The sequence below is a fragment of the Mesorhizobium sp. M2E.F.Ca.ET.219.01.1.1 genome (assembly GCF_004016445.2).
Lineage (GTDB): Bacteria > Pseudomonadota > Alphaproteobacteria > Rhizobiales > Rhizobiaceae > Mesorhizobium.
This window is the reverse complement of sequence record NZ_SADT02000001.1, coordinates 780,057-790,921: the sequence shown is the minus strand read 5'-3', so window position 1 is coordinate 790,921 and position 10,865 is coordinate 780,057. Positions and strand designations below refer to the sequence as shown.

The 10,865-nt window shown below is 63.5% G+C and carries 13 protein-coding genes; 7 read left to right on the top strand and 6 right to left on the bottom strand.

What is annotated here, in order from left to right; translation table 11 throughout:
* Positions 1-130: 130 nt before the first annotated feature.
* Positions 131-2,005, bottom strand: a complete 1,875-nt coding sequence (locus EN862_RS03765) for an ABC transporter ATP-binding protein (protein ID WP_189400957.1) — start codon at positions 2,003-2,005, stop codon at positions 131-133.
* A 28-nt stretch (positions 2,006-2,033) separates the two neighbouring features.
* Positions 2,034-2,450 (bottom strand): hypothetical protein, encoded by a 417-nt coding sequence (locus EN862_RS03760; RefSeq protein ID WP_127864500.1) that lies wholly within the window; start codon positions 2,448-2,450, stop codon positions 2,034-2,036.
* Positions 2,451-2,917: 467 nt separating this feature from the next.
* Between EN862_RS03760 and EN862_RS03755 the strand changes: the two genes are divergently transcribed.
* Positions 2,918-3,376, top strand: coding sequence for a tRNA (cytidine(34)-2'-O)-methyltransferase (locus EN862_RS03755; protein ID WP_127864499.1), 459 nt, complete (start codon positions 2,918-2,920; stop codon positions 3,374-3,376).
* A 148-nt stretch (positions 3,377-3,524) separates the two neighbouring features.
* The gene (soxR, locus tag EN862_RS03750; RefSeq protein WP_127864498.1) at positions 3,525-3,968 is read left to right on the top strand and encodes a redox-sensitive transcriptional activator SoxR; all 444 of its coding nucleotides are present in this window, start codon (positions 3,525-3,527) and stop codon (positions 3,966-3,968) included.
* Between the two features lie 3 nt (positions 3,969-3,971).
* Here the strand turns inward: soxR and EN862_RS03745 are convergent, their stop codons facing one another.
* The gene (locus tag EN862_RS03745) at positions 3,972-4,229 is read right to left on the bottom strand and encodes a hypothetical protein (protein WP_127864497.1); all 258 of its coding nucleotides are present in this window, start codon (positions 4,227-4,229) and stop codon (positions 3,972-3,974) included.
* Positions 4,230-4,350: 121 nt separating this feature from the next.
* On the opposite strand from EN862_RS03745, the gene hemF reads away from it, so the two are divergent.
* From hemF to EN862_RS03720, 5 genes are all read left to right on the top strand, one after another.
* On the top strand, positions 4,351-5,265 hold the full coding sequence (hemF, locus tag EN862_RS03740) for an oxygen-dependent coproporphyrinogen oxidase (RefSeq protein WP_127864496.1): 915 nt from the start codon (positions 4,351-4,353) through the stop codon (positions 5,263-5,265).
* 254 nt (positions 5,266-5,519) lie between these two features.
* A complete protein-coding gene (locus EN862_RS03735) occupies positions 5,520-5,780 on the top strand; it encodes a DUF1344 domain-containing protein (RefSeq protein WP_127864841.1) in 261 nt (86 codons plus the stop codon).
* A 276-nt stretch (positions 5,781-6,056) separates the two neighbouring features.
* Positions 6,057-6,242, top strand: a complete 186-nt coding sequence (locus EN862_RS03730) for a DUF1059 domain-containing protein (RefSeq protein WP_040989704.1) — start codon at positions 6,057-6,059, stop codon at positions 6,240-6,242.
* Between the two features lie 274 nt (positions 6,243-6,516).
* Complete coding sequence (locus tag EN862_RS03725; RefSeq protein ID WP_127864495.1) at positions 6,517-7,095, top strand: hypothetical protein; 579 nt, start codon at positions 6,517-6,519, stop codon at positions 7,093-7,095.
* Between the two features lie 85 nt (positions 7,096-7,180).
* Positions 7,181-8,161 (top strand): S8 family serine peptidase, encoded by a 981-nt coding sequence (locus EN862_RS03720; protein WP_127864494.1) that lies wholly within the window; start codon positions 7,181-7,183, stop codon positions 8,159-8,161.
* Positions 8,162-8,187: 26 nt separating this feature from the next.
* On the opposite strand, the gene EN862_RS03715 is transcribed toward EN862_RS03720, so the two are convergent.
* From EN862_RS03715 to EN862_RS03705, 3 genes are read right to left on the bottom strand one after another with little or no spacing between them, the layout of a single operon-like run.
* Positions 8,188-9,456, bottom strand: a complete 1,269-nt coding sequence (locus EN862_RS03715) for a CCA tRNA nucleotidyltransferase (RefSeq protein ID WP_127864493.1) — start codon at positions 9,454-9,456, stop codon at positions 8,188-8,190.
* Complete coding sequence (locus tag EN862_RS03710; RefSeq protein ID WP_127864492.1) at positions 9,453-10,085, bottom strand: CoA pyrophosphatase; 633 nt, start codon at positions 10,083-10,085, stop codon at positions 9,453-9,455. The genes EN862_RS03715 and EN862_RS03710 overlap by 4 nt, the downstream gene beginning before the upstream one ends.
* Positions 10,085-10,729: a DUF1285 domain-containing protein gene (locus tag EN862_RS03705; RefSeq protein ID WP_127864840.1), complete on the bottom strand. Its 645-nt coding sequence runs from the start codon at positions 10,727-10,729 to the stop codon at positions 10,085-10,087. Before EN862_RS03705 ends, EN862_RS03710 begins: the two co-directional genes overlap by 1 nt.
* Positions 10,730-10,865 lie beyond the last annotated feature (136 nt).

Genomic DNA, 10,865 nt, shown 5'->3' with positions numbered 1-10,865 from the left:
CCTGCCGGCGCCCGATCTGGTCGCCGGCAGGCCTCTGAGCAGGTCCAGGCAGGGCCTCTGGCCATGCCGTGGTTACGCCCGGGATCGATTCCCGGCAATCGCCGTAACCTTGATGTCAATCGCGATCGCGTTACTCCGCCGCTATCTCGGTCGCCTTGGCGTCGGACTCGGCCGGCCCTTCATCGAGCAGGAAGCCGCCGGACTGACGTTGCCAGAGCTGGGCATAGAGCCCGCCCCTCGCGACGAGTTCCTCATGCGAGCCTTCCTCGATGATGCGGCCCTTGTCCATGACGACGAGCCTGTCCATCGCCGCGATGGTCGACAGACGGTGCGCGATGGCGATGACGGTCTTGCCCTGCATCAGCTTGTAGAGGTTCTCCTGGATCGCCGCCTCGGCTTCCGAATCGAGTGCCGAGGTCGCCTCGTCGAGGATCAGGATGGGTGCGTCCTTCAGCATGACGCGGGCGATCGCGATGCGCTGCCGCTGGCCGCCGGACAGTTTGACGCCGCGGTCGCCGACATGGGCGTCGAAGCCCTTGCGGCCATTGTGGTCCGAAAGCCCGCCGATGAAATCGAGCGCCTCCGCCCGCCGCGCCGCTTCGACCAGCATCTCGTCGGTCGCGTCCGGCCGGCCGTAGAGGATGTTCTCCTTCACCGACCGGTGCAGCAGCGAGGTGTCCTGCGTCACCATGCCGATCTGGGCACGCAGCGAATCCTGCGTCACCGCCGCGATCTCCTGGCCGTCGACGAGGATCCTGCCGCTTTCGAGGTCGTAGAAGCGCAGCAGCAGATTGACCAGCGTCGACTTGCCGGCGCCGGAACGGCCGACAATGCCGACCTTCTCGCCAGGCTTCACGGTGAGCGACAGGTTCTCGATGACGCCCTTCTGCTTGCCGTAATGGAAGCGGATGTCGTCGAAACGGATTTCACCCTGGCTGACGGCGATGTCCTTGGCGCCCGGCTTGTCCTCGACCAGGCGCGGCAGCGAGATCGACTGGATGCCGTCCTGCACTGTGCCGATATTCTCGAACAGCCCGGACATTTCCCACATGATCCACTGCGACATGCCCCACATTCGGAGCACCAGGCCGATGACCACGGCGACGGCGCCGATCGTCACCGCCTGGCCGAGCCACAGCCAAAGCGAGATCGCGGTCACGGAGAACAAAAGCAGCGAGTTCAGGATGTAGAGCAGGCCATAGAGCACCGTCACCAGCCGCATCGAGCGGTAGACGGTGTCAAGGAAGCTCGCCATGCCTTCCCTGGCAAAGGTCGCCTCGCGGCGCGCGTGGCTGAACAGCTTCACCGTCTGGATGTTGGTGTAGCTGTCGACGACGCGCCCAGTCATGGTCGAGCGCGCATTGGCCTGCTCCTCGCCGACCTTGCCCAGTCTCGGGATGAAAAAGCGCAAGAGCCCGATATAGCCGACCAGCCAGACGGCAAGCGGCGCCGCCAACCGCCAATCGGCCGAGCCGACGATGAACAGCATGCCGATGAAATAGACGATGACGTAGTTCAAGACATCGATCAGCTTGATCACGCATTCGCGCACCGCAAGCGCCGTCTGCATCAGCTTGGTGGCGATGCGGCCGGCGAACTCGTCCTGGTAGAAGGCCATCGACTGCTTGAGCAGATAGCGATGCACCTGCCAGCGGATGCGCATGGGATAATTGCCCATCAGCGTCTGCTGGTTGAGCAGCGAATGCAGCCAGACCGTGCCCGGCAGCGCGAACAGCACGACGAAAGCCATGCCGGCGAGCTTCCAGCTCTCCGTCTGCAGGAAGGTTTCGCGGTTCTGCGCCGACAGCCAGTCGACGATGCGGCCGAGGAAGCCGAACATCCACACTTCGGTGAAGGCGATCGCCGTCACCAGCACCGCATCGAGGATGATGTAGGGCCATGCGCCGCGCGTGTAATGCACGCAAAACGCGACCAGCGTCTTCGGCGGCTCGACCGGCTCCGCGGCGGGAAACGGATCGAGCCTCTGTTCAAACCAGCGGAACATTTCCAGGCACTCACAATGCTATGCGCGCTCACGCGGCGCGGGATTGATGGGCAAGGCTTTTCGACCGCGCGCCGCGACGGGCCGGCGATACGGAATCATCCGCATCGCCGGCCCTGCTTCGCGCAATATAGGGTTTCGCCGGCTTTTCGCCGACAGGCTCGCTCGACGATCCTGACGGCCCCGAGCCTCCCGACGAAAAGCTGGAGCCTGCCCGGTTCCTGTCGCCCGGCCGGATCAAGCGGATGATCCGGCGCACCAGCGTGGGCCGGCTGTGATCGGGCACCGCGCGCGAGAAATCGACATCCGGCAGCATGCCGCGATGCGGCCTGCGCCGTTCCTCGGCATGCACCGCCGACGAATAGGTCTCGCCGATCAGCAGCGCCCAGGTCGCCGCCTTGCGTTCATGCAGGCTTCTTGACCCCGGTATCTTGTAGGGATCGAACATTGGTCCGTCCTCCATATGCAAATGCGTTAAAAAGGGTGACACGGCCTCGATCACCGGCATTCGACCGAGGGCACGGATCGAATCGTCCGGGACCGGACGGCAAGCGTCGATCGGGACGCGGCAAGCGTCGCTCTCGACACGTTCGGCTGGGGCGCGGCGCCCCTTTGGCAGTTTGAAAAACATCGCAAGATTCCTTCGAGAGCCGAAAACTGGGTTCGGCGGGAATCGGTGCGATGAAGACTTAAAGTGTCAGAAGAATCGTCGTACCGAAACCGCCATTGGGCATACGAGAGCCCAGGAGAGGCGCTGGATGTGCATGGTCATCATGTATTCCCCTCCATTCGGTTCGGGTTGACGATGGTGGGCATATACTCGACTTCGCAGAAAATGGCCACCCGCCAGTCCAGAAATCGCCGAAAGCCGGAGATGCCTGTGGCCGATCTGCCACTTATTAGCAGGATGCGAAAATGAACGATCGTCTCCGCATCGCGCTCTACCAGCCGGATATCGCCGGCAACACCGGGACAATCCTGCGCTTCGCCGCCTGCCTCGACATCGGTGTCGATATCATCGAGCCGGCCGGCTTCCCGCTCTCCGACCGCGCGCTGAAACGGGCCGGCATGGACTACCTCGAAATGGCGGCGCTCACCCGCCATGCCGACTGGCACGCCTTCGAGGAATGGCGAAAAGCGCATGCGCGCCGCCTGGTGCTGCTCACCACCAAGGCCGCGACCGCCTATACCGGCTTTGCTTTCGCCGCCGGCGACATTCTTCTGTTCGGCCGCGAGTCCGCCGGCGTCACGGAAGAAGTCCATCAAGCGGCGGATGCCCGACTGACCATTCCGATGCGGCCGGGCGCGCGCAGCATCAATGTCGCGCTGTCGGTCGCCATGGTCGCGGGCGAAGCGCTCCGCCAGCTCGGCTAGGACGCGTCGGGTTTCCTCGCTATCCCGAACGGCTGTCCCTTCCGCCATCATTTTCACCCAGGCGCACATCGCCTTCTCCTGCGTTTGCCATATCGTCCTCCCTTCGCTACAAGCTCAACTTAACTTAAGGTCAAGCGGGAATTCGAAAATGGCTCCGGTGAGGGAATTGACGGTCGGCCAGGTCTCCATGCGCAGCGGCGTCGCGGTATCGGCGCTGCATTTCTACGAGGCGCGTGGGCTGATCCGCAGCCATCGCACGTCCGGCAACCAGCGCCGCTACGGCCGCGATGTGCTGCGGCGCGTGGCGATCATCCGCGTCGCCCAGGAGGTCGGGATCTCGCTTGCCGACATCGCCCAAGCATTCCAGTCCCTGCCCGAAGAACGCACCCCGACGCGCGAGGACTGGAACCTGCTTTCGACGGCCTGGCGCGACGAGCTCGACCACAAGATCGCCCAGATGAAGAAATTGCGCGACGGCCTGACCGACTGCATCGGCTGCGGCTGCATGTCGATCGACAAATGCCCGCTGAGGAACAAGGAAGACCGGCTGGCCAAGGAGGGAACGGGCGCGAGGCGGTTGGTGGTAGGTTGATGCTCAATCCGCCGCCGGCAGCCGCCGCATGGTGAACTCGATCACATCGCCCGGACGTTCGAACCAGCTTTCGATCTCGGTCCAATAGGCCTGCTTCGGGAAGCGCTCAAACCATTCCTTGGCCTTGAGGCGCGCCGCCGGCCGCGGCAGCACGAAGGTCTCGCGCAGGAAACCGTCGCGCGGCAGGTTTGCGCGCTCGCCGCGCGAGCGCTCCAGCCTCTTCTTCAAGCCATCCAGCGGCGGTCTTGCCGGGGTGCGCACGAAGGAACTCCTTTGCACCTTGGTCAGACAGGACTTGACCCTTGTCTTTAAGAGATTAGGGATCGCGCGCAGAAAAAACGAGTCATTTGTCAGGCAAGTGCGCCCATAGCTGGAGACTGAATTGGAACGACCTGACCTTCCGGTGGGGCTGCCGGCCGACATCGAACAGAAGAAGATGAAGGCCCGCCTCTGGTTCGAAGCGCTGCGCGAGCGTATCTGCGCCACCTTCGAGCAGATCGAGCAGGAACTCACCGGCCCGCAAGCGTCATGGTCGCCGGGCCATTTCGAAAAGACTCCCTGGGAACGCGACGAAGGCCGCGGTGGCGGCGGCACGATGTCGATGATGCGCGGCCGCGTCTTCGAGAAGGTCGGCGTGCACACTTCGACCGTCCATGGCGAATTCTCGCCCGAATTCAGGAAGCAGATTCCCGGCGCCGAGGAGGACCCGCGCTTCTGGGCCAGCGGCATTTCGCTTATCGCGCATCCCTGGAACCCCAACGTGCCGGCCGTGCACATGAACACGCGCATGGTCGTCACCACGCGCCAGTGGTTCGGCGGCGGCGCCGATCTGACGCCGGTGCTCGACCGCCGCCGCACCCAGGACGATCCCGACACGATCGCCTTCCACCGCGCCATGCAGTTCGCCTGCGAGAAGAACGCCGCCGTCGCCGACTACCCGAAATTCAAGGCCTGGTGCGACGAGTACTTCTTCCTGCCGCACCGCAATGAGCCGCGCGGCATCGGCGGTATCTTCTTCGACTGGCTGCATTCGGACGAGGACAAGGGCAGCTGGAACGCCGATCTGAATTTCGTTCAGGATGTCGGCCGTTCCTTCCTCGTCGTCTACGCACATCTGGTTCGGGGCAACTTCAACCAGAACTGGACCGACGGCGAGCGCGACGAACAGCTGATCCGGCGCGGCCGCTACGTCGAATTCAACTTGCTTCACGATCGCGGCACCATCTTCGGCCTGAAGACCGGGGGCAATGTCGACTCGATCCTGTCCAGCCTGCCGCCCGAGGTAAAATGGCCGTAACGATCCGGTGATCGCGGCGGCGGCCGCATTGCTGTCCCATTCGCCGAATCTTGGCAGGCAATGTGGCGGACAGATATCTTTTTCGTCTAATATCCTTTTGAAAAAATTGAGTTATTTAAGGTTGGGGCCGGGAAGCGCCGGCGGCAGAGGTGGCGATCATCGCGTCCCACGACCGCGACTCGACGCGACTTGACGGCCCTGAGCAAAGAGGGGTGCCTGATCCAACAGGCGCCTTCATTCCAGGAGAGCATGCCATGCGCAAGCTTATCGTGACGGCGGCAACCGTCGCTTTTCTCGCCTCCGGTGGCGCCGCGTTCGCGGCGGTCAAGCACACTACGGGAACCGTGAAGAGCTTTGACGGGACGGCCATGAGCCTTGTTCTGGACAACGGATCGACCTTCACCCTGTCCAAGGCCTTCAAGGATCCCGGCATTCAGGCCGGTGAGAAGGTTCGCGTGTCCTGGGACATGAGCGGCAAGAAAAAAATTGCCGAAGCCGTCAAGATCATGAAGTAGCGGCTGGAGCAATTCCAGGAAACCGCCCGGCGAGGCATAGCAGGCTCAGGCGGCGCGAAGGGCGAAGCACCAGTGCTTCGCCCTTCGTTTCATGCTTTTACCGCGCCGACCGCCCCCGGCCACTTCTTCGTGCAACCGAAAGCGGCGGCGTGTGTTATTGATATCCATCCGGGCAATCCTGCGAAAACGCGCATCGGCTTTGGGCGGGATTGCATAAAGACAAATGGCTGGAGCGCTCTGGCTGAGCAGCCCCGTCGCGAGGAAAGGAAAATCCCCATGAAGGAATTTCAATGTGGATCGCTGGTTCCCGGCTGTGACTGGCATACGCGCGCTGAGGAAGAAGCGGAGGTCATGCGCCGCGCTGTCGAGCATATGCGTGAAACGCATGGCGAGACCATCATCCGCGAGACGATGATCGAGGCGATCCGCTCGCGCATCCAGAAGGTCCGCGACGCCGCCTAAGCGGCTACATCGCCGAATTCGGACCACGCAAGCCGACAGGCAAGAGCCAACGTTGGTTCCGGCATGCCCTCTCCGCGGGCGGTTCTTTGGATCGCCGGCGGAGGCATTTTTCCGCATAATTCAAGCAAATTCTTATATTCGTAGCAGCTTGGATAACTTCCCGGTAACGGTCCGCGTGCGACTCTGCCGCATATGATCCGGCCAGAGGCGGCTGCCCGAGGAGCCCTTCGCCATCAAGGCGCTGGCCGGAGTGGTGGGGCGAGGTGCTTCGCGCATGCGCGAGCGGTCCAACATCGGAGTCGGTCTCTGCGCGGCGGCGCTCCTGTTGTGCGCTCTTTCCTTTGCGTCCACGGCAATGGCCCAGGAATGGACGACCTCGCTCGTCGATATCCATCAGGGCTCTCCGCTCAGCGACAAGGCCAGGGGCCTCGGCAATGGCGGCTATGAATTGCAGGGCGGAAGCTGGGTCTCCTTCAGCCATTGGTATCACGCGAGCTGGGTCGACATGCATGTCGACTTCCTCACGCAGATCACGCCCGATACGGGCTTTCTCTGGGGGTTCGGCACCGGCGAGCAAGCCGAGAAATACAGCATCGCGCCCAGCCTGAAATTCGGTTTTCTCACCCAGACCCATCCGAATCCGAACAGCACCCTGTCCCTGTCGGTCACCTCGACCATCGGCGGCGCCCTGACCGAAAAGCCCTGCGTGGCCGACTACGGCGACCTGGGCAGCTACAGCGTCAATTGCCGGCTGGCAGCGGGCGAGGCATCACCCGAGGAGACGCTGACGCATCTGGTCAACGCTTCACCCGAGAGGCTGCATCTGTGGCTCAACTACCGCGTTACGTTCTGATCGCCGGAAGGCCTTCGATGGAAAGTGTTCCGGCGCCCAAATTTCGTAAATTCATCCGCCTTCTTGTTTGACCGGGAGTAAGATCATGTCTGGTAATTTCTGGAAGTTCGGCATTGCCGCGGCTCTGGTCCTGCTGCCGGCGTCCATGGCATCGGCGCAGGAAGTGCCCGACGCGGACGAGACGGCTGTGCTGTGCCACGGCGTTCAGTCCATATGCGTGAGCGCCAAGATCCCGGTCGCGGGCACGACGCAGGCCGTGCAGAACTGGATGAGCCCCGACGTCGGCGCCGCTTGGGCAGCCGGCTACAAGGGCAGAGGCGTCACCATCACCATGGTCGACGACTTCAGCAGTTCAGATCGCTTTTCCGGCAATTTCGGCATTGGCGTGCAGACGCAGCGGCACGGTGAATGGACGCGCGAGGAGGCGAGCATGATCGCCCCATCGGCGACCATCCGCTCCAAGGATTTCTCGACGGGTTCGGCCGTCTCGCTGGCACGCGGTCTCAACGTGCTGAACCTCAGCTACGGCATGTACACCACCGCGGGCTATAGTGTGAATCAGATCTGGTGGGCTCCGGAAGAGGCCTCGATCATCAACTATGCGACCAGGGGAACGGCCGTCGTCTCCAAGGCGGCCGGCAACGACGCCGTCGCCGTCGGCGCGGCCATCAACGGCCAGCAGGACTATCTCGACCTCGCCTTGATCGGCAAATCGACGGCGATCTTCGTCGGCGCGCTATCGACGAACGGCACGACGGCCAACAAGGCTCAGCTTGCCTGGTATTCCGACTACGCGGGCACCGATACGCAGGTGCAGAGCCACTTCCTGGTGGTCGGCGTCGAAGGCGACAAGACCGGTCTTTACGGAACGTCGTTCGCCGCGCCGATCATCTCGGGCTACGCCGCGATCATCGGTAGCAAGTTCACCAAGGCGACGCCGGTGCAGATCACCAATGACCTTCTCAACACGGCCCGCACCGATACGCTGGCGAACTACGACCCGTCCATCTACGGCAAGGGCGAGGCAAGTCTCTCGCGGGCGCTGGCTCCTGTGGCGATCCATTGACAGGCGGCGTCCGCTCCCGCTGGAAACTAAATTTCCAGAGCCTGCGCGGCGCGTTCCATCAGCGCGTCGCGTTCCAGCATGAAGCCCGACCCGACCCATTCCCTTTCGAGATTCTTCAGGGTCGCGCCGAGCTTCGGCCCCGGTGACGCGCCAAGTTCGGTCAGGTCGGCGCCCTTGATCGGAAACACCGGCTTTTCCCATCTCAGCGCGAAATTGAGCAGACGCGAAAAACCGCCCGCCTCCATCATCGCCTGATTGTCCTCGACGGCACGCGTCCGCGCGGCGGCAAGCGCCAGCCGAATACGATCGAGATAGCCGTCGCGGTCGCCGTAGTAGAGTTTCTTGGCCAGCTCGGTCTCGGTCATCTTCGCGTCCGGAGCGATGGTCAGCGCCCAATGCCGCAGGCGAGCGGCCTCGTCATTCGAAAGCCGCAGCCGTTCGCCAAGCGTCTTCATGCGCGCGGCATCGGGCGGGACGATTGCCTCGAGCCGCAGCATCGGATCGGCGGTCCAGCCGAGATCCTTTCCGGTCCTGGCCAGGCCGTGGATGGCGTCGATGCCCCATTTCTCGCTCTCCGGGAGCACGGCCGACAGCACGCCTGCCTGGCGCATCCAGAGCAGGGCGCGCGAAGGATCCGGAGCGGACAGCAGCTTCTTCAGCTCGGACCAGACGCGTTCGGCCGAAAGCTGGGCAAGCCCCTCCTTCAGCCTGGCGCAGGCCTTCAAGCCTTCGGCATCGGGCCGGCCGTCGCCATACCAGGCGAAGAAGCGGAAAAAGCGCAGGATGCGCAGATAGTCCTCGCGGATGCGTGCCTCCGCGTCGCCGATGAAACGCAGCCGCCGCGCCTCGATATCGGCAATGCCGCCGACAAGGTCGACGACCGTGCCGTCGGCTTCGGCATAGAGCGCGTTGATGGTGAAGTCGCGCCGCTCGGCATCAAGCTTCCAGTCGCGCCCGAAAGTCACTTTCGCCCGGCGGCCGTCGGTCTCGACATCAGCGCGCAGCGTGGTGACTTCATAGGGCTTGCCGCCCGCAATCACGGTGATGGTGCCGTGTTCGATCCCGGTCGGCGCCGTCTTGAAGCCGGCCGCCTCCGCGCGCCGGATGGTCTCTTCGGGCAGTGTCGTCGCGGCGATGTCGATATCGGCCACCGGTTGGCCAAGCAGCGCATTGCGCACCGCGCCGCCGGCGACACGCGCTTCCTCGCCGCCCTGCTTCAGCGCCGCAAGCAGCTTCTGCAGATGCTTGTCGGCCAGCCAATCGGCGCTGCCGGAGAGAGACACCTCGACGCTCACGCATAAAGCCTTTCATACAGCGTGCGGATGATGCCGGCGGTGACGCCCCAGATGCGCTGGTCGCCATAGGGCATATCGTAAAAGAACCATTCGAGATCGTTCCACATGCGGCTCTCGCGCGTGTGGTTGGCCGGGTCCATCAGGAAACTCAGGGGAACCTCGAAGGCAGCGTCGACCTCGTCGGTATTGAGCGTCAGCGAAAAGCCCGGCCGCACCACGGCAAGCACCGGCACGATGCGGTAACCGCTGCCTGACACATAATCCGGCATGCGGCCGATGATCTCGATATGGTCGCGATCGAGACCGATCTCCTCGAAGGTCTCGCGCAGCGCGGTCGCCTCGGGGCCGGGGTCGGTCGGATCGATGGTGCCGCCTGGAAACGCCACCTGGCCGGAATGGCTGCGCAGCTTCTCGGCGCGCTTGGTGAGCAGCACCATCGCGCCCTCGGCGCGGTCGACGACCGGGATGAGCACGGCCGCGTCCCGCAGCGGCTTGACGTGCTGGAGCCTGGGGTGATCGGGATTGAAGCGATGATCGCCGAAATCCTCGCCAGGGGTGATCGCGGCCTGCGCTGCGGCCCGCGCCCGGAAATCCGCGATCGAAAACGGCGCCCGCGTCACCTGGTCCATCACGCGCTCAGCCGTTTCAGCTTCTCGGCCGGCATGATCGGATAGATCTCGCCGCCCGAGCGGACGGCGAACATCGTCTTGCCGTCGATATCGATCTCCTCGCCATGCCCGACCAGCTCATACATCACCGCCCGCGCCACCAGCGCCTCCAGCCGTCCGCGCACCAGCACATAGGGTTTCAGCCCGCCGGTTTCGTCCTCGTCGACGAAACGCAGCGGATGGCCGGGCCCGGCGGCCACCACATCGCCGACATTGGTGCGGAAGGTGATGACTTGTTCGTCGCCGCTCCCGGACACATTCATTTCGACGGCGATGAAGGGCGCGTCGACGACGCGGATTCCGACCCGCTCGACCGGGGTCACAAGATAGGTCTTTCCGTCCAAATCCTTGCGCAGCACGCTGGAAAAGAGCTGCACCAGCGGCATGCGGCCAATCGGCGTGCCGAGATAGAACCAGGTGCCGTCCGCCTTGATCTCCATGTCGAGGTCGCCGCAGAAATCCGGATTCCAGCGCTCGACCGGCGCCGGCCCCTTGCCCGCGCGGGCGGCACGCGAAACCAGCGCCTCAAGTCCGCGCGCCTCGGTAGCGCTCGTCAAGCTCTGTGCGCTCGGGCTTTGTTGACGATGTTCGCTGCGTTCGGCCATGGTCACGAAATAGTCACTGTTGTCCCGATTGTCAGCCTTGTCCGCCCAAGTCTGTGATTTAAGTTCGAATGCAGGCGCCAGGCGAAGCCGAATCGCGGCATTCTGCGACATTGAGAATGCAGGCCGGTATCTCCAA

What these genes read in the sequence shown, in the direction of transcription:
- EN862_RS03765 (WP_189400957.1), bottom strand. Translation starts at nt 2,005, where the DNA reads ATGTTCCGCTGGTTTGAACAGAGGCTCGATCCGTTTCCCGCCGCGGAG.
- EN862_RS03760 (WP_127864500.1), bottom strand. Translation starts at nt 2,450, where the DNA reads ATGTTCGATCCCTACAAGATACCGGGGTCAAGAAGCCTGCATGAACGC.
- EN862_RS03755 (WP_127864499.1), top strand. Translation starts at nt 2,918, where the DNA reads ATGAACGATCGTCTCCGCATCGCGCTCTACCAGCCGGATATCGCCGGC.
- soxR (WP_127864498.1), top strand. Translation starts at nt 3,525, where the DNA reads ATGGCTCCGGTGAGGGAATTGACGGTCGGCCAGGTCTCCATGCGCAGC.
- EN862_RS03735 (WP_127864841.1), top strand. Translation starts at nt 5,520, where the DNA reads ATGCGCAAGCTTATCGTGACGGCGGCAACCGTCGCTTTTCTCGCCTCC.
- EN862_RS03730 (WP_040989704.1), top strand. Translation starts at nt 6,057, where the DNA reads ATGAAGGAATTTCAATGTGGATCGCTGGTTCCCGGCTGTGACTGGCAT.
- EN862_RS03725 (WP_127864495.1), top strand. Translation starts at nt 6,517, where the DNA reads ATGCGCGAGCGGTCCAACATCGGAGTCGGTCTCTGCGCGGCGGCGCTC.
- EN862_RS03720 (WP_127864494.1), top strand. Translation starts at nt 7,181, where the DNA reads ATGTCTGGTAATTTCTGGAAGTTCGGCATTGCCGCGGCTCTGGTCCTG.
- EN862_RS03710 (WP_127864492.1), bottom strand. Translation starts at nt 10,085, where the DNA reads ATGGACCAGGTGACGCGGGCGCCGTTTTCGATCGCGGATTTCCGGGCG.
- EN862_RS03705 (WP_127864840.1), bottom strand. Translation starts at nt 10,729, where the DNA reads ATGGCCGAACGCAGCGAACATCGTCAACAAAGCCCGAGCGCACAGAGC.